The following is a 22,461-nucleotide window of genomic DNA, read 5'->3' on the forward strand; positions in this document are numbered from 1 at the left end:
GGCTGGTTTATTATGGCTAAAACAATCTTTTCCATAGCATTGCTGCTGATAATGCTGTTGCCCGGAGCTTCCGGTGCCGCCGCCAGGACCGGTGATTCGGGAGCGGCGGATCCTTTCGATGTGTTCGTATCCGGGATTGCCGCGCTGAAAGAAAGTGCGGATGGGAGGATAAGGGCATCGGGGACGATGGAGATAAAGGAAGGCAAGTATTCGGGAAAATCCCGGTTTTCCATCGAGACCGCCTCTGACGGGTATCGTGCCTTCGGTGACGGGACGGAGATTCTGAATGACGGAAAATACAATTATATCATAGACAGCGGTTCCAAAGAGGTTACGGTGACGGATTTCGACATGGAGAGCCGTTCCGTACTGTCCAACCCTTTGTCGGTACTTTTTGAATTGCCCCAGGGATTCAGTGTGAAGAAGCGGACCTGGCAGGGTTCCAGTGAAAGTCGGTGTTATGCAGTCGAACTGGTTCCTGCGGGAGATGAGGCGGGACTGTCTTATCTTACATTGTATGTGCTTCCCGACGGGACCGGCCTGGCCGGATTGGAACTTGGCATCGTGCAAGGGGGAGAATCCCGTGATGGCAGCCGGAGGCAAACATCCGTCACTGTTGATATGGACGATTTTTCAATGTCCGTGTCGGGAGTCTTTTCCGCCCGCGGCTTTACCCCTGATTTGGAAGCTCTTGAAATGGAGGGCTATTTCATCAATGATTTAAGGTCCGGTTTTTAAGCGGTTTTGGGGAATATCGCCGCTCAGATTATGCCTGCCTCCCTGAATACTTCCGTGATTGACGGATAAGTGTTGGTCAGGAAGGATGGCAAGGTACTTTTCGCTATCCAGGTAGCTTTTGTAATGTCTTCTTCGGTCTGTGGAATGAGTTCTATAGGCGCCGTATAGGTCATCCGGTACCAGTAGGTGTGCTTCATTATGAGTTCTCCCTGGCCTTTCCATCTGTAGCAGTGGTGGGTGACACAGATCAATCCTCCCGGACTGATTTCCCTGAGCCCGGTTTCTTCGCGGACTTCCCTCAGGGCGGTCGCTTTCCTTTTTTCGCCCTTCTCCCGTTTTCCTTTCGGCAGGTCCCAGAGTCCGTTTCTGTAAATCATAAGATAGTCCCCGCGCCGGTTTTCGACGAGTCCTCCGCCTGCATCTATTTCGGAAAATGCCTTGCGGAATCTGTTGAAAAGTTTTTCCGGCTCTTCCGTAGGAATATAAAGCCTTTCGAGCCCTTTCCCGTTTTCGAAAAGCCTGACAGTCTCCCTGAAGTCTTTTTCCCCGTTAAGTCTCAGTATCACGGCATTGGCATCTTCGGGAAAGTTGTCGTCCTCCCCGCAGATAATTATCGCCCTGTTTTCAAAATATACCTTGAACATGAATATTGTATTTGAAATGCCAAAATTATTAATTTTTCTTAAATTTGCACCGGTATTCATTTTTTAGGAATTATGGAAAAAATAGAAAAAAAGGTTGCTGAGTCCCTTCTTGAAATAAAGGCCGTGACTTTGTCCCCTGAAAAGCCGTATACGTGGGCTTCAGGATGGAAATCGCCGATTTATTGCGATAACAGGAAGATACTCTCGTATCCGAAGTTGAGACGTGAAATCGCCAAATGGATAGCCGAGACAGTAAAGGAAAATTTCAAAGAGTCCGATATAGTGGCAGGTGTTGCGACGGGTGCCATCGCAATAGGTATATTGGTGGCCGAGATTCTGGAAAAACCGTTCATTTATGTAAGGCCTAAACCAAAGGACCACGGTACCGGAGCGATGATCGAGGGCGTGCTTCCGGAAGGGGCCAAGGTGGTGGTCATCGAAGACCTGATATCTACCGGCAATTCGTCCCTGTCCGCAGTTGATGCGTTGAGGCGCAGCGGTGCGATAGTTTCCGGTATGGTTGCGATATTCAGCTACAATTTCCCTCAGTCGCGTGAGGCCTTCGAAAATGCCAACGTAGAACTGCATACGCTTACGAATTACGATACCTTGCTGGATATGGCGCAGTCATGCGGCTATATCAGGGAAGAAGATATGGAACTGCTTCGCGAATGGAGATATTCTCCTGCCAATTGGGGAAAGAATGAGTAAGCAGATAACAAGCAAGCATGCTGTCATAGCCAAGAGGCCGTATGAAATTTATATGGCCTTTACCGATATGCGCAATTTCGTCAACTTTCTTCCTGAGGACAGGAAGGAAGGAGTGACTGCGGATTTCGATTCGATTTCAGGTACGGTGCAGGGAATCAGGCTCGGAGTGAAGGTCGTGTCGCGCGTGCCTTATTCGGAAATAGCTTTCGAAAGCACTGAATCTCCGGTCAATTTTTCATTCAGGCTGCATTTCGACGATGCGGAGGGCGGAGAGGCTACGGATTTCCATATCGACCTCGAAGCACAGCTCGGCTCGATGATGGGCATGATGATTGGCGGCAAGCTGCGCGAGGCTGTGGACAAGCTCGTCGATACGCTTGCGGATGCCGCACAAGGGAAATTCCCCGAAGGTTTCGACCCTTCGAAATACGGTGCGGGCAAATTTTGACCGGCAGTATGGATGTCCCCGGCAATAGCACGACCGGCAATATCCCGGATGCATTTGTCCGTTATCTGACCGATGTAGCCGGACATGAGAAAGCATCGGTTGCCGTCGCTTCCCTGTCATCTCTTCCATGCACTTCAATCAGGGTCAATCCTTCGAAATTTGCTGGTGCTGACAATGCTGGTTACAGGTACAGGCCGGTGCCCTGGTCCCGTTTTGGGGCGATATTGGAAAACAGGCCCGTTTTTACGCTGGATCCTTATTTTCATGCGGGGGCATATTATGTCCAGGATATATCCTCGATGTTTATAGGCCACGCATTCAGCGCCATTCTCGGAGATTCCGGGCTGGGTGGATGTCCCCTGAAAATACTGGACCTCTGTGCGGCGCCGGGAGGGAAGACTACCGACCTGGCTTCAAGGATGCCGGAAGGGAGCTTGCTTGTGGCCAATGAAGTAATCCGGCAGCGTGTCGGCACCCTCAGGGACAATGTGATGATATGGGGTAGCCCCGATGTCGCCGTTACGTGCGGAGACCCTTCGCGTTTCGGAAAACACCTCGTGGATTTTTTCGATTTTGTGATTGTGGATGCGCCCTGCTCGGGCGAAGGGATGTTCAGAAAAGACCCTTCTGCATTGGGTCAGTGGTCGGAAGATACGGTTTCGCTCTGTTCCGCACGCCAGAAAAGGATACTTGCAGACGTGTGGCCGGCACTGAAACCCGGAGGGGTGCTCATATATTCGACCTGTACTTACAACAGATATGAAAACGGTGACAATATCGCGTGGATGAAGTCGTCTTTCGGAGCGGAATCCGTACCGGTCCGCTGTCCAGAAGCGGAAAACGCCGGGGCCATCCCGGACGAGCACGGAGGCATGCTTTTCATATACGGGGTTACTGAAGGAGAAGGGCAATATTGTGCCGCCGTAAGGAAGCCGGAGGGGGCTTTTGCCGCATATCCGGAAAAGAAAGCCGGATATGTGCCGGTAAAGGGTTTTCTTGAAAAGGCCTTCGACAGAAAAATGTTTTCTTTGCGGAATGCTGACGGGGAAGCGGTGGAAGTCCTTCCCGAAAACCTGTGCGGCATGCTGCCGTATATAAGGCAGGCGGTTCCTGTGCTCTCGGCAGGGGTGATTGCCGGCTCCATGCGCGGAAAGGATTTCGTGCCCGATGCCTCCCTGGCCCTGTCTTCCGCCTATGAAAGGGACTTCTACCCGCGGATGCCCGTGGACAGGGAAACGGCGTTGAGGTTTCTGGCCAAGGAAAATATTTTCCTTTCAGGTTACCCGAAAGGGTACCTTGCCGTGGAATACGGAGGGCTGCCGATAGGCTTCGTGAAGAACATAGGCGCCAGGATGAACAATCTGCATCCGTCCTCACGCAGGATAAGGATGGACATAAAATTACGTAATGATGAATGAAGACAGCAAATATATTTGCAGGTGCCCGGTATGCGGACATTGCGCGGAAGTGAGAAAATATCCGTCGGTCAATGCTTCGTCGGAGCCTGATTTGAGATTGAAAATTCTCGACGGTTCCCTCCTGAGATGGGTGTGTCCGGCCTGCGGCGAAACCACGTATGCGGAATATCCGCTTCTCTATCATGACCCCGGAAGGAAATTCATGATATGGATGGTCCCTTACAGCGCGTATGACCCGAACATAGAAGAATATGGTCTGAAGGTCGCCCGGCTGTTGCCGGATTATACCTGCCGGAAAGTGGACAATGTACTGAGGCTTGCCGAGAAAATACAGATTTTCGAGCAGGGCGCATCCGATGTGGCCGTGGAACTTTCGGAATATGTTTTCAGGCAGGAATCCGGTGCTTCCGGCAATTTTTTCTTTCATGGAATCCGTTTCGATGGCGGGCTTTGCCGCGAATTGAGGATTTCCGTGGTCAAAGCGGACGGCGGACACGAGTATTACAATGTATCGCCCGAAATATATACCGATTGCGAAGCCATTGTGGAGCGTAATCCGGATATGAAGCCCGGGCCCGGTTTCGTGAGAGTTGATTATTCATGGATAATGTCTAAATTGAAGTGATGATATGATAACATTGGACAGAGAGCTGACATTGGAGCAGGTGGAAGCGCTGCTTTTCGAAAACGAGAAGCTTGCCGTTTCGGCCGCCGCCCGCAAAAGGGTGGAGGACAGTTGCGCCTTTCTTGCGGAATATTCTTCCGATAAAGTGATTTACGGGATAAATACCGGTTTCGGCCCTATGGCGCAGTACCGGGTGCCGGACAAGGATTTGAAACAGTTGCAGTACAATATAATCAGAAGCCATTCCACAGGGGCAGGGGAGCCGTTGCCCGACATTTATGTGAAGGCGGCCATGATTGCGAGGGTCGTCACCTTCGTCCAGGGATATTCCGGGATACACTGGTCTTCGGTGGCGCTTCTGACGGAATTCATCAACAGGGACATTATCCCGAAAGTCCCTTCGCACGGCAGTGTGGGGGCTTCCGGAGACCTTGTCCAGCTCGCCCATATAGCCCTTGCGCTCATAGGCGAAGGCGAAGTGAGGCATAAGGGCCGTTGGTACAAGACTTCCGATATAATGAAACAGGAAGGCCTCCATCCGATAAGGATATATATCCGCGAAGGCCTTGCCCTGACTAACGGAACTTCGATGATGACTGGGATAGCCCTGGTCAATATGATTATGGCCGGCAGGCTGGTTTACTGGTCGATGATGACTTCTTCGCTGATGAACGAGGTGGCTTCATCTTACGGGGATTTCCTCGATGACAGGTTGCAGGCCGTAAAACGTCATGGAGGGCAGGCGGCCATAGCAAAGGGAATGAGGGATTTGCTCGAAGGAAGCAAGATGATAAGGGACAGGAAGAAGGAGCTTTACGACAACGGCCACAAGGATGTTTCGGTCTTCGACAGGAAGGTCCAGCCTTACTATTCGCTCAGATGTGTCCCGCAGGTGCTCGGCCCAGTGTATGAAACATTGTCCAATGCCGAGAACACGGTTGTCGACGAACTCAACTCGTCGAGCGACAATCCTGTGGTCGACAGGGAAAACGGCACAGTACTTCATGGGGGGAACTTCCATGGGGACTATGTTTCCTTCGAAATGGACAAGGTAAAGATAGCCGTCACGAAGATGACGATGCTTGCCGAGCGCCAGTTGAATTATCTGATGCATGACAAGCTGAACGGCATCCTGCCGCCATTCGTCAATCTCGGACGTCTCGGACTCAATTACGGGATGCAGGCGGCCCAGTTTACGGCGACATCGACTACGGCCGAATGCCAGACCCTGTCCATGCCGAATTATGTGCATTCCATTCCGAACAACAATGACAATCAGGATATAGTGTCGATGGGAACCAATTCGGCGCTGTTGGCGGCCAAGGTGATTGACAACTCTTTCCAGGTAATGGCCATACATTCAATGGCCCTTGCGAATGCGGTCGACGCCCTTGGAATTCAGGGCATGCTTGCCCCCGCAACGAAGGAATTCTATGATGACATACGCGGTATGTTTCCGGCTTTTTCCGATGACAAGCCTCTGTACCGGTTTGTCGAACGTGTGACAGATTTTCTTAAAAACTGAAAACTATGAAAACTGAAAACTATGAAAACAGGCGGAAATATGCTCTTGTTACCGGGGCTTCGCGCGGAATAGGCAGGGCGGTGGCCCTCAGGCTCGCGGCCGAAGGCTATGATGTGATTGTAAATTATCTCTCCAACGATGCGGCCGCTGCCGGAGTGGCGGATGAAATAACGGCTTCAGGCGGCAGGGCGGAACTTCTGCGTTTCGATGTCTCCGACCCGGTTGCGGTGGAAGAAGCCATGGATTCGTGGGAAAACCGGCATCCGGGCGATTTTATCTCTGTTTTGGTAAACAATGCCGGGATAAGGGATGACAGCCTTATGGTTTTCATGTCGGACGAACAATGGAAGCATGTGCTTTCGACGGATTTGGATTCGTTTTTCTATGTTACCCGGCGCGTACTGAAAGGCATGCTGTCGGAAAGACGGGGCCGGATAGTCAATGTAGCCTCCCTGTCCGGAATAAAGGGTTTGCCCGGGCAGGCCAATTATTCGGCTGCCAAGGGGGCACTGATTGCCGCCACCAAGGCCCTTGCCCAGGAAGTGGCAAGGCGCAATGTGACAGTGAATGCCGTCGCTCCAGGTTATATATCCACCGATATGGTTTCCGGGCTCGACGAGCAGAGCCTTAAGGCTTCCATACCTGCCGGGCGTTTCGGCAGGCCCGAAGAAGTCGCCGGCGCTGTGGCTTTCTTAGTGTCTGACGATGCGTCTTATATCAACGGTGAAACCATATCTGTAAACGGAGGGCTTTATACATGAGAAGGGTAGTGATTACAGGCATGGGGATATGGTCCTGCATAGGGGAGTCGTGCAGCGAGGTGGAGCAGTCCCTGCGTTCCGGAAAATCGGGTATCGGGATTGACCCTCTGCGCACGGAGTACGGCTACCGTTCACCTCTTACTGGGATAGTCCGCAGGCCTTCCCTCAAGGGGATTCTGGACCGCAAACAAAGGGAGTTCCTTGCCGAAGAAGGAGAATACGCATATATGGCGACAAAGGAGGCCGTGGAAAATGCGGGTCTGGATGCGGATATGCTTGAAAAATGCGGTGCAGGCATAATTTACGGCAACGATTCCACGGCTGAGGCCGTAATTCGCGGCCATGAGAGGATATTGGAAAAGAAGGATACGACCCTCGTGGGGGCGGCTTCGATATTCCGCTCCATGAACTCGACGGTCACGATGAACCTTTCGACGATTTTCCGCCTGAAAGGAATAAATATGACAGTATCAGCCGCGTGTGCAAGCGGTTCCCATGCCATAGGGCTTGCCGCAATGCTCATAAGGAGCGGCCTGCAAAAGGTCGTCATAGCAGGCGGGGCGCAGGAAACCAATTATCTTTCAATGGCGAGTTTCGACGGGATAAGCGCTTTCTCTATGAGAACGGATGAGCCGGCTAGAGCTTCGCGCCCGTTTGACAGATACCGGGACGGGCTTGTGCCTTCCGGAGGTGCCGCCTCCCTTGTGCTCGAGGATTACGGGCATGCCGTGGAGCGCGGGGCAGTAATCCTTGCCGAAGTATTGGGATACGGTTTCTCTTCGAATGGCGGAATGATATCTTCGGCCAGCGCCGAAGGCTCGGAAAAGGCCATGCGCATGGCACTTGACGAAGCCGGACTGTCTCCGGACAGGATAGATTATGTCAATGCCCATGCCACTTCAACGGTGCAGGGGGACATGTATGAGGCAATCGCGATAGACCGGCTTTTCGGCAGGTACCGCACTCCGGTGTCCTCTACGAAAGGCATGACAGGCCATGAGTGCTGGATGGCCGGGGCATCGGAGACCGTGTATTCGATATTGATGATGCGCGGGGGATTCATCGCCCCGAACATCAACTTTACCGAACCTGACGAATACTCCGCTCCTCTGAACATAGTGGCCGATACAGCAAAGGCTGACATACGCTGTTTTCTGAGCAATTCTTTCGGTTTCGGAGGTACGAACAGCGCCCTTGTCGTCGGCAGGGCTGAGTAGCATGCTTTTTGCTGGACAGTTTGCGTTTTGCAAGTTTTTCTGATATGGCTATTAAGACTATAGGTATTTTGACCTCCGGAGGCGATGCTCCCGGAATGAATGCCGCCATCAGGGCGGTGACAAGGACTGCAATATATAACGGCTATGCCGTCAAGGGTATCATGAGAGGATACAAGGGCCTTGTCTGTAACGAGATAATAGATTTGAAATCCAACAGCGTTTCAAATATCATCCAGCTTGGCGGAACTATCCTGAAAACCGCCCGATGCAAGGAATTCATGACTCCCGAAGGGCGGAAGACGGCTTATGAAAACATGAAGGCCGCAGGGATAGATGCCCTTGTCGTGATAGGAGGGGACGGTTCTCTGAGGGGCGCGACGATATTCGCCGAAGAATACAATGTCCCTATAGTGGGGCTGCCCGGCACCATAGACAACGACCTCGGCGGTACTGACTGGACCATAGGTTACGATACTGCCCTGAATACGGTTGTCGAGTGCGTGGACAAGATAAGGGATACGGCTTCGAGCCATGAGCGCCTGTTTTTCGTAGAAGTAATGGGCAATACGGCCGGTTATCTTGCTTTGAACGGTGCCATAGCCTCAGGTTCGGAGGCCGCGATAATACCGGAGATAGAAGAGGAAATCGACCAGCTTGCCGAGCTTATAAATACGGGATTCAGGAAAACGAAAAATTCGGCCATAGTCATAGTGGCCGAAAATCCCAAGACGGGCGGGGCGATGGCGCTTGCCGAGCGTGTGAAGAAAGAGTTCCCCCAGTATGATGCGAGGGTGACGATTCTCGGCCATATCCAAAGGGGAGGTTCCCCTACGGCACGCGACAGGATTCTTGCGTCCAAAATGGGTATGGCAGCCGTGACGGCGTTGATGGAAGGCCAGAGGAACGTGATGATAGGAAAACAGAAAGGCGAATATGTGTTCGTGCCTTTCGTCCGTGCGATAGACCACCGTGCAGTCATCGACAGGGATGATCTGAATGCGGTCAAGATCCTTTCGATATGATAAATAAACGTCTCCGGGTTTCTAAAGAAGTTCGGAGCCGTTTATTACAAGTTTGAATTTGAGGTCGAAGAAGGCGGCGGCTTTCTTGCAGAGCAGCATCCTGTTCATGAATATCTCAAAATAATCTATTACCGGGCTGATGTGGGTGTCGATTTTCAGTTTGAGGGTTATGTTTCCGGCATCCTTGTCCAATTCGAGGTCGGACTCGACCGCGGCGAAATTTACCCTGTCATGAATGTCGAAACTCGTTTTCCTTCCGTTTCTTACCCTTGAACGCCTTACATCGCTCTTGTCGGCGAGTATCAGTGCGGCCGCTATGGCATTGACCGGGTAGGCTGTGGATTCGTCATGGTTCCCGATGGCCGTTACTATTTTGGCGATTTCGACAGGTGACATCCCCATGTTGTCAAGTATCCTGAAAGCCATGATGGCGCCACTTTGCGCATGGTCGGACCTGTTTACGACGTTCCCTATGTCGTGCATGAAGCCCGCAATCATGGCGAGTTCCACATCCCTGTCGCTGTAACCGAGTTCCTTCAGCAGTTCCCCTGCCTTTATTGCGCATTTGGTGCAGTGCGCGAAAGCATGTTCCGTAAATCCGAGGGCCTTCAGCGACTCATCGGCCTGTTTGATGTATGTGCGGATTTCGTCCGACTTCCTTACTGTCTCGTATGTGATTTCTTTTCTTTCCATAATTTAAAAAATGGCCATAATTTAAAATTGTCCATCATTAAAACTGGTTTTGAACCAGAGAAAAGGCGGCCGTCAGAAATCCACTCCCGACGTCCGCCTGCATCATGAAACTTATTGACTTTATTATCCGTTATTTGCGTTGTCCCAATTTTTCATCGAGCAGGATGAGGGATGCGTTATCGGCTTTTTTCATCTTTTCGTAGATGTCCAGAGCGGTAGCCTCTTCCTCTACCTGTTCGCGTACGAAGCCCCAAAGGAAATCCTGGGTGGCCTTGTCCTTTTCTGCGGAAGCGATGTCCACCAGCTTGTCTATCATAGCGGAAACATTGCATTCATGCTCATAGACATGTTTGAACACTTCCTGAACGCTGCCCCAGCCCTGAGGCACCACGTCTATCATATTGACTTTGGCTTCGCCGCCACGCCTGATGACATATCCTGCCATTTCGTATGCATGTTCCAGTTCTTCCTGGGACTGTTTCTTCATCCAATTTGCGAGTCCGTCATAACCTTCCTTTGCAAGGAAGAAAGACATTGAAAGATAAAGGTTGGAAGACCACATTTCAGCTGTAATCTGGTCGTTGATTGCTTTTTGAAGTTTTTCGGTAATCATGATATTAAATTTTAAAAATGTTCTACTTTGTCTTTGTCCCGCCCTTGCGGAACGCACTTTGACTATCAAAACGGATACCAGAAACCTCAGCAGCTGTCATTTGTGACAGAATGTCCGCATTTTCGGACGTTTTGTCATGTTTAATTCGAAACTGTTTCTTATTTTTGCACTTCATAACACACTAAACGGCATCTGGATGATTGCGGATTTTGTTATTTTCGATCTTGACGGGACTCTCCTGAACACCATAGGCGATTTGGCCGCCGCGTGCAACCATGTGATGGAAACCAACGGTTATCCGACGTACGGGCTTGACGATTACAAGCGGTTCGCCGGCAGCGGGGTCAGAAGGCTTGTCGAGCTTGCCCTTCCGTCTTCCGTGCCCCAGGCGGAGGTGGAGAGGATGCGCAATGAATTCGTGGAATATTACGGGCTTCATATCGACAATGAAACTGTTCCCTATGACGGCATCCCTGAACTTCTGCACGATTTGCAGGAGGCCGGAATCACGATGGCAGTGGCTTCCAATAAGTTCCATGAGGGGACATGCAGGCTGGTGAAGAAATATTTTCCCGAAATCAGGTTTTCATCCGTTTTCGGGCAAAGGCCCGGGATTCCGTTGAAGCCTGATCCTGCCGTCATTTATGAAATCCTCGAAACCGCCGGGTACGCCGGGCCTTCCGGGTCTGTCGTCTTCGTTGGGGACTCGGGAATCGATATGGATACGGCCCATGCCGCCGGAATCGTATCCGTCGGGGTGTCCTGGGGGTTTCGCAGCCTGTCCGAGCTTGTGGAACATGAGGCGGAATATATCGTTGACGGGGCCGGTGCCCTGAAAGACCTTGTTTTTAATTTGAAAGATAACGAAAGACAATGAGTATGGAAAAGATAAGAATCCTTGTCGTAGACGATGAGGAGCCGATTTGCGAAGTGCTGAAGTTCAATCTCGAACGTGAGGGCTACGAAGTGGATACCTGTACCAGTGCGGAGCAGGCCCTGACCCTGGATCTCAGGGAGTATTCGCTGATAATGCTGGACATAATGATGGGCGAGATGAGCGGGCTTGGCATGGCCAGGATACTCAGGCACAGGGACGATACCAAAAATATTCCGATAATCTTCTGTTCCGCGAAAGGCCGGGAGGAGGATATAGTAAGCGGCCTCGATATCGGGGCGGACGATTATATACCGAAGCCTTTTTCGCTGAACGAGGTGCTGGCAAGGGTGAGGAGCGTGCTGAGACGTTCCATGAACAGTTCCTCCAAGAGCGAGGATGCGGCAGAGCGTATAGAAACAGGGCCTTTCGTCCTTGACCTTAACATGAAAAAATGTTTCGTGGACGGGGAAGGCGTAATACTTACTAAAACCGAGTATGAGATTCTGAAGCTGCTTCTGAGCAAACCGGGAGTCGTGTTTTCACGCGAAGACATCCTGGCGAAAGTCTGGGGCCCGGGAGTCGTCGTGCTCGACAGGACCATAGATGTGAACATCACCCGTCTCCGTAAAAAATTGGGAAAATACGGTTATAAATTAGCTACGAGGTCCGGGTATGGCTATACATTCGAACCATAAGAACAAAGGCTTTCTGGACATTTTTTTCGTGATGCTGCTTTTTTCCCTGGCGGTATCGGTCGTTTTCGTTTCTTTCCAGTACAGGAGGGAGAAGGAGTTCAAGGCGGAAAAACTCAATGCCCAGCTCCAGGTAGTGAACGAAGACATACTTCTTGGAATCGCCTCGGGTTTGTCCCCGAAGGAAAGCGTGGAAAGCATCCCTCATTCCGACTCGCTGAGGATTAGCGTGATAGATACTCTCGGGAATGTCATATACGATACTTATTCGGACAGGCCCGATACGCTTTCAGACCACCGTTCCAGGCCGGAGATTGCAGAGGCTCTGAAAAAAGGGAATGCCCATACCGTAAGCAGGCTTTCCGAGACCGGAGGCGTGCTGTTCTTCTATTCGGCCACATACGACGGCAGGCTGATTGTCAGGAGTGCCATCCCTCACGGGATAAGCCTGACACAGTTCATGAAAGTAGATGACAGTTTCCTGTATTTCATATCCATCGTAACGTTGCTGATGTTTGCCGTTTCATTCGTCATAGCAAGGATGATAGACCGTTCCGTGACTTATAAGGGGGAGAGGGAAAAACAGGACCTGAAACGGGAACTCACGGATAATATCAACCATGAACTGAAGACACCGGTAAGCGCCATAAAGGCCTATCTCGAAACCATCATTACCGTTCCGGATATCAACAAGGCCACCGTATTGAATTTTGTCGGCAAGGCTTACGAGCAGACGGAAAGGCTGAACAAACTTTTGCAGGACATATCCACTATCACCCGTCTGGACGAGGCGGGATGGATGTTCAAGCACGAGCGGGTGTGCCTGAAGGAAATCATTGACGAAATCAGGGAATATATCGATGTCCTTCCGCCTGAAAAGCGCATGGAACTCCATACCAATATCACTGAAAACACCGTTGTTACGGGAGACCCGACACTGCTTTACTCCATTTTCAGGAACCTTTCCGAGAACGCCCTGGCATATTCGTCGGGAACGGATATCTATGTAAATGTGGAATCGGAAAACAAGAATGAGATAGAGATTTCGTTTGCGGACAACGGTGTCGGGATAGACGAAGAACACCTTGAAAAGATTTTTTACCGTTTCTACAGGGTCGACAAGGGACGTTCGAGAAAGGTCGGGGGGACCGGGCTCGGGCTGGCGATAGTCAAGAATGCGGTCCTGTACCATAAAGGCAAAATAAAAGCCCGCCAGCGCAGGGGCGGCGGGCTCGAATTCATATTTACTCTGGCCAAATAAATCCTATTTCAGATATTCGCTGGCGGCTTTTATGAAGTGCTTCATCTGGTAAAGCATCTCTTCGGATTCCTGGAGGATTGTGACATAGAGCATCATCAGGTCCGGATTGTAACTTTCCGACGAGATGCAGTCGGTCCTCTTTTTGCGTATCGACTTTACTCTGTCCTTGATGCTGTCGAGTTCGTCTATCATTTCGCTTTTTTTCGAGAAGTCGTTGGACGAAATGACGGCCTCGACACGTGTGAGCAGATTGTATATGTCGTTCCTTGCCGGTACGAATTCATCTATGTATTCCTGAGGGAGAGGCGTGAAGTTGTTGTCCACATGCTCCTTGCACGGGTCGCAGACCCTTCTGAGCGAATAAAGCATCTGTTCACAGCTGCTGAAGCCCTGATGCAGCCACGAATTGGTCTGCATCATTTCCGCCTGGTTGTTTATCTTGCGCATGGCCACTATTTCCTTGCGGCGCGAGTTTTTCAGCAGATACTTGTCGTCCTTGAGTTCGTTGATGGATTTCCTGAGAGCCTTCAGGTCGTTTTTGATGATTCCGTCAGTTATGGACATGAACAGGGAGGCCTGTGACTGGAGGAGTTTCGACATTACCTGCTGGTAATGTTGTTTTATAAGTTTCATGGAAACCACGTCCGAATCCGAATTCTGGACCTTGCTGATCAGGTCGTCCTGGGCCTTGTCGTTTTCGATTGCACCCTTGTGCCTGTTGAGGTACATGAAGATGAACAGGCCTATGAACAGGATGATTATTACAATGAATCCGCCCCAGTGTATGATGCATGTGAGTATGAAGCATGCCATGAATGCAGCAAAGGCAGTGAAAAGCCAGCCGCCGATTACGGAGAGCACTCCTGTTACCCTGTATACGGCACTTTCGCGTGTCCATGCCCTGTCGGCGAGGGAGGAACCCATTGCAACCATGAAAGTCACGTATGTGGTCGAAAGCGGAAGTTTGAGGGACGTTCCCAATGCGATGAGCAGGCCGGACAACACAAGGTTGACAGATGCCCTTACGAGGTCGAAGGCGGCGTGGTCCGCCAATATTATGTCGTCTTTGTTGAAGCGTTTGTCCGCCCATGCGAGGGCCTTGTCAGGAATGATTTTGGCGATGGCCTGCCCTGCAACGGTCGTTTTTCTGACGATTGTGCGCGCTATCGGCGAAGAGCCGAACATTTCGCTGCCTTCATCCTGTTTGCCGAGGTTGACTTCCGTCTGGGTCACGCGGTGCGCCTTCTTCGAAGTGATGAGGGCGAATACCATTATGGCTCCGGAGGCTATCAGGAAGATGACCGGAGTGTCGGCCGGTCCGTTGAGCGAATCCATCAGGAAGTTGTCGAATCCGACACCGTTCCCTTGGGCCATGTAGTCATGGTAGGTCGAATAGCCAGCGAGCGGTACTCCGATGAAGTTCACAAGGTCGTTGCCTGCGAATGCGAGGGCGAGCGAAAACGTTCCTGTAAGGACAATTACCTTGAATACGTTCACTTTCAGGAAATGGAGTATCTGCATCAGTATCGTGAAGAATACGAAGCAGCAGCCAACCACGAGCAGGGTGTTTTCATGTATCCATGTCCTGAACCCTTCTGTCATGTACGAAGCGTCCTTTACACCTTTGATAAGCATGAAATATACTATGGCGGTGATGGCGACACCTCCGTATATTCCTATTTTCCATTTAAGGTTTTTCTTGTAATTGAACGAGAAGAAAAGACGTGCGAGATACTGTACCAGCGTACCGAAGAAGAATGCTATCGCTACCGATACGAATATTCCGATTATCACTGACAATGCCTTTTCCGTGTTGAGAAGCATCCCGAGGGTCAGCGACGGGTCGTCGTGCATCTTGAACATCGCAAGGGCTACGGAACCTCCGAGCAGCTCGAATACCATCGAAACCGTCGTGGACGTCGGCATCCCGAAGGAGTTGAACGCATCCAGCAGTATTACGTCGGTAATCATTACGGCTACGAAGAGGTACATGAGCTCGGTGGCGTAATAATGTTCGGGCTGGAAGATACCGTGCCGAGCTATATCCATCATGCCGTTGCTCATTGCCGCCCCGACGAAAATTCCGATTGAAGCGACAATCATCAGTGTCTTGAATTTCGCCGCCTTGGATCCTACGGCCGAATTCAGAAAGTTTACCGCGTCATTGCTTACTCCGACATAGAGGTCGAAAATGGCAAGCGTGAACAATATGACGACGATTACAAGAAATAATGTCTCCATGTCAAACAAATCTGATTTTGCGCGCAAAAATATACAATATCTCCAATTTATATTCTGAAATCATGTTTCAATAATGTTAAAAAATGTATTTTTGCCATATTAACACACTAAATTTTCAGAAAATGAAAGGAAAGATTGTTTTTATTACTGGGGCGAGCAGCGGAATAGGCGAAGGCTGTGCAAGAAAATTCGCTTCCGAAGGCTCGGATTTGATACTCAATGCCAGGAATACGGCAAAACTCGAATCCCTCAAGGCGGAGTTCGAGGGGAAATACGGTTCCAGGGTCCTCCTTCTTCCGTTCGATGTCCGTGACCGCAAGGCGGCCGAGAACGCTTTGGCATCGCTTCCCGAAGAATGGAAAGGGATAGACGTGCTGATAAACAATGCCGGACTCGTCATCGGAGTTGACAAGGAGTTCGAGGGCAGTCTGGACGAATGGGACATCATGATTGATACCAATATCAGGGCACTGCTCGCGATGACCAGGCTCGTGGTGCCGGGGATGGTGGCCCGCGGAAGGGGGCATATTATCAACATAGGTTCCATAGCCGGGGATGCGGCATATCCGGGGGGAAGCGTTTACTGCGCGACAAAGGCGGCCGTAAAGGCCCTTTCAGACGGGCTCAGGATAGACCTTGTGGATACTCCGCTGAGGGTTACCAATATCAAGCCCGGGATGGTGGAGACCAACTTTACGGTCGTAAGGTACCGCGGCGACAAGGCTGCTGCCGACGCATTTTATAAAGGTATCCGTCCGCTTACGGGGGACGATATCGCCCTTACCGTGTATTTCGCGGCTTCGCTGCCGGAGCATATCCAGCTTGCGGAATTGCTTGTGATGCCTACAAACCAGGCTACCGGTACCATTTCATACAGGAAAAAGGAGTAAAACCGCCATGAAAACGTCACTAATATTGAAATCGGCCCTTGTTTCGGCCGTAGCCGCACTGTCCTTCCATCTGTCCGCATCCGCCTGTACCGGGATTTCGTTCCGTGCAGCCGACGGGAGCGTAGTGCTGGCAAGGACGATAGAGTGGGGGGACAGCGAGCTTCCGAGCATGTATGTCATCGTTCCCCGTGGCATGGAATTCATATCATACACACCGACAGGGCAGAACGGAATGAAATTCAAGGTGAAATACGGTTATGCCGGTGTTTCCGTAGTCAAGGACGAGTTTGTCGCCGAGGGGCTTAACGAAGCCGGCCTTTCCGCCGGCCTGTTCTATTTTCCCGGTTATGGGAAATATCCTGAATACAAGGAGGCTTATAACGGGCGTACGATTGCGGACTTGCAGTTTGTATCGTGGATGCTTTCGAGTTTCGCTACCGTGGATGAACTTCTGAAAGAACTGGACAGGGTCCGCCTTGTCGCGATAGAAGGGACTTCTACAGTGCATTGGCGTGTGGGGGATGCTACCGGAAGGCAGATAGTTATCGAAATCGTGGACGGCAGGACGAATGTTTATGAAAACACGCTTGGAGTCCTGACCAATGCTCCCGGGTTCGAGTGGCAGGTCGTAAATCTGAACAATTATGTCAATCTTTATTCCGGCGGGGCGCAGCCGAAGACAGTGGACGGTGTCCTCATCCATCCTTTCGGAGCGGGCTCGGGGATGCTCGGGATTCCCGGGGACGTCACTCCCCCTTCGCGTTTCGTAAGGGCGTTTTTCTACAAAACTACGGCCCCGCAGCAGAAAACTGGACGGGATTGTGTCATGCAGTGCTTCCATATCCTGAATAATTTCGACCTTCCTGTCGGGGTGGAGCACGAGCCGGGCAAATCCCCGGACATACCGAGTGCTACCCAATGGACGGCGGCTTCCGACCTTACCGGCAAAAAGCTGTATTTCAGGACTATGTATAACAGCAGCATAAGATGCATCGACCTGTCGGCGATAGATTTTTCGACGGTGGAATATGTGTCGAGGCCTTTGGATGAGGCAAAAGAGGAGCCTGTAGAGATGCTTCAGGTGTGAAAATTTGAGGAAAAAATTAAAGAACCGGCGCGAAACGTATTTTTTTTGACTTATATTTGCAACTTGTGTGAATTGAAAATGCACAGTGGTTATTTTATTAATTAAATAGTTAGTCATATTGGTTAGATGAAAAAAAGGTATTTTTTGATTGCCGGTTTGGCTGTCATGGCAATGGCCGGGTGCCAGGAGCCGATGCAGCGACCTGAGGATGACAGGCCGGTGTTCGATTCGCCGATGGGTGAAACCGTGAAAGGAAAGATCAGAATCCTTTTGTCGGAAGAAATGAGGCAGGTATTCGAAGCCGCCACAGATGAAAAAGGGATGGTAAGGCTCGAATCCGTCAAGTCGGCGGAGACCATTCCGCAGGAACTGGAAGTCATTTCCGTGGAAAGGCTCTTCAGGGAAGACCCGCGTTTTGTTAAGCGTATCCACAAATCCGGACTTGACAGGTGGTATGAAATCACATTCAATGAAGAAATTCCTCTTACTAAGGCTGCCGACTGCGTGTCAGGTATGGACGGAGTCGAATATGCCGAATATGTATATGTACCTAAGGTGGAGGCCGAGGAGGTTTATCCGTTTGCCATAGACTATCCTTTCAACGACCAAAGGGCTACCGAGCAGTGGCATTACCAGAACGACGGTTCGCTTGCCAATTCGATAGCAGGCTCCGACATCAATCTGTATACGGCGTATGAAAAATACGGTGTTACCGGAAATCCGGACGTGATAGTCGCCATAGTCGACGGAGGTGTGGATTACGATCACGAGGATCTGGCCCAGAATATGTGGATTAACGAGGCCGAGCTGAACGGCCTTCCTGGTGTCGATGATGACGGAAACGGTTTCGTAGATGACATATACGGCTACAATTTTTGCTCTCTCACTGGCGATATCATTGAACATGGGCATGGTACCCATGTGGGAGGAACCGTTGCCGCCGTTAATAATAACGGTGTAGGTGTAGCCGGTGTAGCCGGTGGAAACGGTTCGACTGATTCCGGAGTACGTCTCATGTCCTGCCAGATTTTCGAGCCAACGGACAATCCTGATAAGGACAAGAGCGGCAATTCGGCTGAAGCAATTTATTATGGAGCCAATAACGGGGCTGTCATAGCTCAGAACAGCTGGGGATACGATCCATTGAAAGGTGTGACTACCACTCCGTATGCAATCCGTGCGGCAATCGATTATTTTATAAATTATGCCGGCATGGATGATGACGGCAACCAGATAGGTCCAATGGCCGGTGGAGTCGTGATTTTCGCTGCCGGAAATGACAACTACCATGACGCGGCTCCGGGGAATTACGAACCGACAATCGCCGTAGCGGCTCTGAATGCCAGGTATGAAAGAGCCAGATATTCAAATTTCGGAAGTTGGGTTGACGTTTCAGCCCCTGGAGGAGAGGATATTACCGGAAATCTTATTCTCAGTACCCTCCCTGGAGGCAGTTATGGCTGGTTGCAGGGAACTTCCATGGCTTGCCCTCATGTATCGGGTATTGCCGCACTTGTAGTATCGGCCAAAGGAGGTCCGGGATTTACAAACAAAGATTTGGAAGAGATTCTTTTGAATTCCTGCGATCCTATAATTTATGAATATAACAAGGATGACCTGCAAGGGGATATGGAGGATGGTTATCAGTTAGGCCGCGGTCTGATCAATACGGCTTGGGCATTATCCGCCGTCCTCAGCGAGATTGCTCCGGGGAAACCGGAATTCGAAATTGCAGAACCGAAAAGCAATATAATGAGCCTTACTGTGGACGTGCCTTCCGACGAGGATGACGGGGAAGCCACATTCTTACAGGTATATTACAGTACCAGCGAGTTTTCGAGCGTGGATTATGACAATATTCCGTCAAATATTAATGCAATGGAATACGAGATAAGGGAACTTGCCAATGCAACCGAAGGGGATCCGAGCTCGAAAATCATCAATATCGGAAACCTTGACTTCGACCAGAAATACTATGTCGCCATATCTGCATCGGACAGGGCCGGAAATGTTTCCGAACTTTCATCTGTGAAGTCTGTTACCACAGGCCCTAATCATGCTCCGGAAATAAATATCCCGGAAGAGTATCGTGATTTTATCTTGAAATCTTACGCTTCCGCGGAGGTAGCGGTAAATATTACCGATCCTGACGGACATACAGTCACTGCCGAAGTCGTTTGCAGCAATGGCAGAAAACTGCAATCAGAACTCGTCGATGGGGTATTTATGGTTTATGTGAACGGTTGGGAGTTTGTGACAGGTGATTATTCGGTTGAAATTACGGCTAAAGACGAATACGGGATGGAGTCTACCGCTTCTTTCGCATTCTCTGTAAGGCCTAATTCATCTCCGTCGCTTATTGAAGGCAATATACCGGGATTGAGTTTCAATGAAATCGGCGCAACTTCCGGTTTCGATGCAGCCGATTATATTACCGACACCGACGGCGATTCGCTTTCTTTTACATACGAACTGGATAAGGCGAACGTGGTTTCCGTAAGACAGACGGGAAGCAGTTTCGAACTGACATCGATTAATTACGGCAGTGCCGTATTGACTGTCATCGCTTCTGACGGAGTGGGAGACCCATTCAAGACGAAGGTGGATATATTGGTGCGCGACGCTTCGGAGATAGTGGACGTATATCCTAATCCTGTATACGACAAACTCAATATCAGACCTGGGGATGCTGGAAAATACAAGATAGTGGTTTCCAATACATCCGGAGGCGTATTGTTTAACGATACAGTAGATGCTTCTCCTTTCGCTCCTCTGACTCTGGATATGAGAGACCGTCCTATGGGTGTATACAACATTTCCGTGACAGCTGAAGACGGTACCGTGTTTAAGACCAATGTAGTCAAGTATTAATTGATTGAAAAATATTGAATATGAAAAAGATACTTGTGTTAATCGCGGCTTTGTCCATGGCCGTTGATATGTTCGGACAGGGTGTTACGGACGTTACTACCGATGTCAGGACGGCCGGTATGGCCGATGCGTACACGGCAATGTACGGCAAAGGTTTCAGCATTTATACGAACTCGGCTGCGGCAGCGCTTTCGGATGATGATTTCGCCGTATCTGCAAGCTATGGCATGTGGCAGCCGAAATTGGCAAATATGACAAATTTTGCTGTCGGCGCCTTCTATAAGTTCTCCGACAGGTATACCGTAGGCTTGGGATTCAGAGGACTGATGCAGCCTTTAGGAAACTATATGGATGAAAACGGCATTATGGTTTCACAGGGTGCGACTTCCACGAAGATGAGTGTAGAAGCATCTTTCGGCATGCATATAATCAAAGGGTTTGCAGCTGCCGTAAACTTCCATTTCTTCTATGACATGCTTATGCAGGATTCGAACGGAATGGGATTCGGAGTCGATGTGGACCTCATGTACAGCCACGAATATTTCAATGTTGCCCTTTCGGCAAAGAATCTCGGTCCGGATATGAGTTATGGTACTGGGATAACCCAGCCTCTGCCGATGGAGTTCCGTCTCGGATATTCCGGCGACTACGAGGTCGTGGATGATATTCTGGACATAACCCCAGCCGTGGATGCAAACTGTGTGATGATATCCAACCAGGGTTCTGCCATTACCCCGGTCATTACGGCTGGAGTAGGTGCTGAATTCGAATTCATAGACATGGTTTCCATAAGGGGCGGATACCGTTATTCTGCTAAGGAGGCCTTTATGCCGTCATATGCTACCGTAGGTCTCGGAGTCGAGTTCTTCGGAATAGGCATAGATGCGGCATATTATATAGGTACTGGTCTGGCAGGTGACGTATTGACCAATTCGTTCAAAGTAGGATTGAGCTATAAGTTCTGACAATTATCCGGTTATAGGGAGGCTGCGGGGGTGTTCTTGCAGCCTCCTCTGTTTTTATATGCCGCTGATTTTGATAGAAAAATTACAAATATGAGAAGTTTCGGTTCCGATAACAATGCTTCCGTACATCCCAAGATAATGGAAGCCCTGACTGACGCCAACCGCGACCAGGCCCCAGGATACGGTGACGATGAGTGGACACAGAGGGCCAGCGAATCGGTAAGGTCGTTGTTCGATGGCGAAGTCCTGCCTTTGTTCGTATATAACGGGACGGGCAGCAACATGGTGGCCCTACAGCTGATGACACGGTCCTACAATTCGATTCTGTGTGCCGAGACGGCGCATATTGCCGTGGACGAATGCAATGCGCCGGGAAAATTCACTGGTTGCATGCTCCGTCCGGTCGATACCCGGGATGGAAAACTTACGCCTGAATTGCTGCGGCCGTATCTTACCGGCTTCGGTTTCGAGCATCATTCACAGCCGGGCGCCCTGTATGTTTCCCAATGTACGGAACTCGGTACGGTCTATACTCCCGATGAACTTAAGGCTCTTGTGGATTTCGTACACGGCTACGGCCTCAAGGTGCATCTCGACGGGGCGAGGATTGCCAATGCGGCGGCATCGCTCGGTGTTTCAATAAAGGAAATCTCACAGGACTGCGGCGTGGATACGATGACTTTGGGAGGTACGAAGAACGGACTTATGTTCGGTGAATGCGTAGTGGTTTTCGACAGGTCCCTTTTCGATGCCGCAAAATACGTGAGGAAGCAGAGCGGCCAGCTTGCGAGCAAGATGCGCTACATCTCGGCCCAGTTCTCGGCCTATCTCGAAGACGGACTTTGGCTGGAATGCGCGGCCCATGCCAACAGGATGGCGGGAATACTGTACAGGCGGCTGTCCGCCATTCCGGGCATTGTCTTTACCCAGAAAGTCCAGAGCAACCAGCTTTTCCTTACTATGCCGAAAAAGGTGTCCGAAAAACTGTCGGAGGATTATTTTTTCTATTTTTGGAACGAAGCTGCCGGGGAGGTGCGTTTCGTGACCTCTTTCGATACTGTGGAAAAAGACATAGACAATCTTGTTGCGGCAGTGGAAACCGCGATGAAATAAATTGTAACTTTGCGGGCTTTTGTTTTTGGATATTTAAATCGATATAAAT

21 protein-coding genes are annotated in these 22,461 nt (G+C 50.4%); 17 read left to right on the top strand and 4 right to left on the bottom strand.

The window, feature by feature from the left end:
• The first annotated feature begins 12 nt into the window (after positions 1–12).
• Positions 13–738 carry an outer membrane lipoprotein carrier protein LolA gene (locus tag B5F83_RS04490; RefSeq protein WP_087277091.1) on the top strand — a complete coding sequence of 242 codons (726 nt, stop codon included), beginning with the start codon at positions 13–15 and terminating at the stop codon, positions 736–738.
• A gap of 23 nt (positions 739–761) precedes the next feature.
• Here the strand turns inward: B5F83_RS04490 and B5F83_RS04495 are convergent, their stop codons facing one another.
• Positions 762–1,382, bottom strand: a complete 621-nt coding sequence (locus B5F83_RS04495; RefSeq protein ID WP_158094153.1) for an NUDIX domain-containing protein — start codon at positions 1,380–1,382, stop codon at positions 762–764.
• Between the two features lie 72 nt (positions 1,383–1,454).
• On the opposite strand from B5F83_RS04495, the gene pyrE reads away from it, so the two are divergent.
• Genes pyrE through pfkA form a run of 8 tightly spaced genes read left to right on the top strand, consistent with a single transcriptional unit; the run spans position 1,455 to position 9,109 of the window.
• Positions 1,455–2,093 (top strand): orotate phosphoribosyltransferase, encoded by a 639-nt coding sequence (pyrE, locus tag B5F83_RS04500; protein ID WP_087277097.1) that lies wholly within the window; start codon positions 1,455–1,457, stop codon positions 2,091–2,093.
• Entirely contained in the window at positions 2,086–2,541 is a 456-nt protein-coding gene (locus tag B5F83_RS04505; RefSeq protein WP_087277100.1) for a hypothetical protein, read from the top strand. Before pyrE ends, B5F83_RS04505 begins: the two co-directional genes overlap by 8 nt.
• On the top strand, positions 2,538–3,959 hold the full coding sequence (locus B5F83_RS04510; protein WP_143822552.1) for an rRNA cytosine-C5-methyltransferase: 1,422 nt from the start codon (positions 2,538–2,540) through the stop codon (positions 3,957–3,959). The genes B5F83_RS04505 and B5F83_RS04510 overlap by 4 nt, the downstream gene beginning before the upstream one ends.
• A complete protein-coding gene (locus tag B5F83_RS04515; RefSeq protein WP_158094154.1) occupies positions 3,952–4,584 on the top strand; it encodes a CpXC domain-containing protein in 633 nt (210 codons plus the stop codon). The genes B5F83_RS04510 and B5F83_RS04515 overlap by 8 nt, the downstream gene beginning before the upstream one ends.
• 7 nt (positions 4,585–4,591) lie before the next feature.
• Positions 4,592–6,109 carry an aromatic amino acid ammonia-lyase gene (locus B5F83_RS04520; protein WP_164484246.1) on the top strand — a complete coding sequence of 506 codons (1,518 nt, stop codon included), beginning with the start codon at positions 4,592–4,594 and terminating at the stop codon, positions 6,107–6,109.
• 5 nt (positions 6,110–6,114) lie between these two features.
• Positions 6,115–6,870, top strand: a complete 756-nt coding sequence (gene fabG / locus B5F83_RS04525; protein WP_087277112.1) for a 3-oxoacyl-ACP reductase FabG — start codon at positions 6,115–6,117, stop codon at positions 6,868–6,870.
• Positions 6,867–8,087 carry a beta-ketoacyl-[acyl-carrier-protein] synthase family protein gene (locus B5F83_RS04530; protein WP_087277115.1) on the top strand — a complete coding sequence of 407 codons (1,221 nt, stop codon included), beginning with the start codon at positions 6,867–6,869 and terminating at the stop codon, positions 8,085–8,087. The genes fabG and B5F83_RS04530 overlap by 4 nt, the downstream gene beginning before the upstream one ends.
• A gap of 44 nt (positions 8,088–8,131) precedes the next feature.
• The gene (gene pfkA / locus B5F83_RS04535; RefSeq protein WP_087277118.1) at positions 8,132–9,109 is read left to right on the top strand and encodes a 6-phosphofructokinase; all 978 of its coding nucleotides are present in this window, start codon (positions 8,132–8,134) and stop codon (positions 9,107–9,109) included.
• Between the two features lie 21 nt (positions 9,110–9,130).
• Here pfkA and B5F83_RS04540 read toward each other — a convergent pair whose 3' ends face one another.
• Complete coding sequence (locus B5F83_RS04540) at positions 9,131–9,802, bottom strand: HD domain-containing protein (RefSeq protein ID WP_087277120.1); 672 nt, start codon at positions 9,800–9,802, stop codon at positions 9,131–9,133.
• Positions 9,803–9,932: 130 nt separating this feature from the next.
• Positions 9,933–10,415 carry a ferritin gene (locus tag B5F83_RS04545; RefSeq protein WP_087277123.1) on the bottom strand — a complete coding sequence of 161 codons (483 nt, stop codon included), beginning with the start codon at positions 10,413–10,415 and terminating at the stop codon, positions 9,933–9,935.
• Positions 10,416–10,611: 196 nt separating this feature from the next.
• Here B5F83_RS04545 and B5F83_RS04550 point away from each other — a divergent pair, with 196 nt between their 5' ends.
• Genes B5F83_RS04550 through B5F83_RS04560 form a run of 3 tightly spaced genes read left to right on the top strand, consistent with a single transcriptional unit; the run spans position 10,612 to position 13,245 of the window.
• Positions 10,612–11,292, top strand: a complete 681-nt coding sequence (locus B5F83_RS04550) for an HAD family hydrolase (protein ID WP_087277126.1) — start codon at positions 10,612–10,614, stop codon at positions 11,290–11,292.
• A 2-nt stretch (positions 11,293–11,294) separates the two neighbouring features.
• The gene (locus tag B5F83_RS04555) at positions 11,295–11,987 is read left to right on the top strand and encodes a response regulator transcription factor (protein ID WP_087277129.1); all 693 of its coding nucleotides are present in this window, start codon (positions 11,295–11,297) and stop codon (positions 11,985–11,987) included.
• Positions 11,965–13,245 carry an ATP-binding protein gene (locus B5F83_RS04560; protein WP_087277132.1) on the top strand — a complete coding sequence of 427 codons (1,281 nt, stop codon included), beginning with the start codon at positions 11,965–11,967 and terminating at the stop codon, positions 13,243–13,245. The genes B5F83_RS04555 and B5F83_RS04560 overlap by 23 nt, the downstream gene beginning before the upstream one ends.
• 3 nt (positions 13,246–13,248) lie before the next feature.
• Here the strand turns inward: B5F83_RS04560 and B5F83_RS04565 are convergent, their stop codons facing one another.
• A complete protein-coding gene (locus B5F83_RS04565) occupies positions 13,249–15,486 on the bottom strand; it encodes an inorganic phosphate transporter (protein ID WP_087277135.1) in 2,238 nt (745 codons plus the stop codon).
• Between the two features lie 122 nt (positions 15,487–15,608).
• On the opposite strand from B5F83_RS04565, the gene B5F83_RS04570 reads away from it, so the two are divergent.
• The 5 genes from B5F83_RS04570 (at position 15,609) to B5F83_RS04590 (ending at position 22,412) form a co-directional block, all read left to right on the top strand.
• Positions 15,609–16,376, top strand: coding sequence for an SDR family NAD(P)-dependent oxidoreductase (locus B5F83_RS04570; protein WP_087277138.1), 768 nt, complete (start codon positions 15,609–15,611; stop codon positions 16,374–16,376).
• 7 nt (positions 16,377–16,383) lie between these two features.
• Positions 16,384–17,463, top strand: a complete 1,080-nt coding sequence (locus B5F83_RS04575) for a choloylglycine hydrolase family protein (RefSeq protein ID WP_087277141.1) — start codon at positions 16,384–16,386, stop codon at positions 17,461–17,463.
• A gap of 144 nt (positions 17,464–17,607) precedes the next feature.
• Complete coding sequence (locus tag B5F83_RS04580; RefSeq protein WP_158094155.1) at positions 17,608–20,334, top strand: S8 family serine peptidase; 2,727 nt, start codon at positions 17,608–17,610, stop codon at positions 20,332–20,334.
• Between the two features lie 20 nt (positions 20,335–20,354).
• A complete protein-coding gene (locus B5F83_RS04585) occupies positions 20,355–21,299 on the top strand; it encodes a PorV/PorQ family protein (RefSeq protein ID WP_087277147.1) in 945 nt (314 codons plus the stop codon).
• Positions 21,300–21,389: 90 nt separating this feature from the next.
• Positions 21,390–22,412 carry a low specificity L-threonine aldolase gene (locus B5F83_RS04590; protein ID WP_087277150.1) on the top strand — a complete coding sequence of 341 codons (1,023 nt, stop codon included), beginning with the start codon at positions 21,390–21,392 and terminating at the stop codon, positions 22,410–22,412.
• Positions 22,413–22,461: the final 49 nt, after the last annotated feature.

The sequence above is a fragment of the Muribaculum sp. An289 genome, assembly GCF_002159555.1.
GTDB classification, from domain to species: Bacteria; Bacteroidota; Bacteroidia; order Bacteroidales; family UBA932; genus Merdivivens; species Merdivivens faecigallinarum.

Bases quoted from the DNA above. Each gene is read 5' to 3' on its own strand.
- B5F83_RS04490 (WP_087277091.1), top strand. From the start codon at position 13: ATGGCTAAAACAATCTTTTCCATAGCATTGCTGCTGATAATGCTGTTG.
- B5F83_RS04495 (WP_158094153.1), bottom strand. From the start codon at position 1,382: ATGTTCAAGGTATATTTTGAAAACAGGGCGATAATTATCTGCGGGGAG.
- pyrE (WP_087277097.1), top strand. From the start codon at position 1,455: ATGGAAAAAATAGAAAAAAAGGTTGCTGAGTCCCTTCTTGAAATAAAG.
- B5F83_RS04505 (WP_087277100.1), top strand. From the start codon at position 2,086: ATGAGTAAGCAGATAACAAGCAAGCATGCTGTCATAGCCAAGAGGCCG.
- B5F83_RS04515 (WP_158094154.1), top strand. From the start codon at position 3,952: ATGAATGAAGACAGCAAATATATTTGCAGGTGCCCGGTATGCGGACAT.
- fabG (WP_087277112.1), top strand. From the start codon at position 6,115: ATGAAAACTGAAAACTATGAAAACAGGCGGAAATATGCTCTTGTTACC.
- B5F83_RS04530 (WP_087277115.1), top strand. From the start codon at position 6,867: ATGAGAAGGGTAGTGATTACAGGCATGGGGATATGGTCCTGCATAGGG.
- pfkA (WP_087277118.1), top strand. From the start codon at position 8,132: ATGGCTATTAAGACTATAGGTATTTTGACCTCCGGAGGCGATGCTCCC.
- B5F83_RS04540 (WP_087277120.1), bottom strand. From the start codon at position 9,802: ATGGAAAGAAAAGAAATCACATACGAGACAGTAAGGAAGTCGGACGAA.
- B5F83_RS04545 (WP_087277123.1), bottom strand. From the start codon at position 10,415: ATGATTACCGAAAAACTTCAAAAAGCAATCAACGACCAGATTACAGCT.
- B5F83_RS04550 (WP_087277126.1), top strand. From the start codon at position 10,612: ATGATTGCGGATTTTGTTATTTTCGATCTTGACGGGACTCTCCTGAAC.
- B5F83_RS04555 (WP_087277129.1), top strand. From the start codon at position 11,295: ATGGAAAAGATAAGAATCCTTGTCGTAGACGATGAGGAGCCGATTTGC.
- B5F83_RS04560 (WP_087277132.1), top strand. From the start codon at position 11,965: ATGGCTATACATTCGAACCATAAGAACAAAGGCTTTCTGGACATTTTT.
- B5F83_RS04565 (WP_087277135.1), bottom strand. From the start codon at position 15,486: ATGGAGACATTATTTCTTGTAATCGTCGTCATATTGTTCACGCTTGCC.
- B5F83_RS04570 (WP_087277138.1), top strand. From the start codon at position 15,609: ATGAAAGGAAAGATTGTTTTTATTACTGGGGCGAGCAGCGGAATAGGC.
- B5F83_RS04575 (WP_087277141.1), top strand. From the start codon at position 16,384: ATGAAAACGTCACTAATATTGAAATCGGCCCTTGTTTCGGCCGTAGCC.
- B5F83_RS04585 (WP_087277147.1), top strand. From the start codon at position 20,355: ATGAAAAAGATACTTGTGTTAATCGCGGCTTTGTCCATGGCCGTTGAT.
- B5F83_RS04590 (WP_087277150.1), top strand. From the start codon at position 21,390: ATGAGAAGTTTCGGTTCCGATAACAATGCTTCCGTACATCCCAAGATA.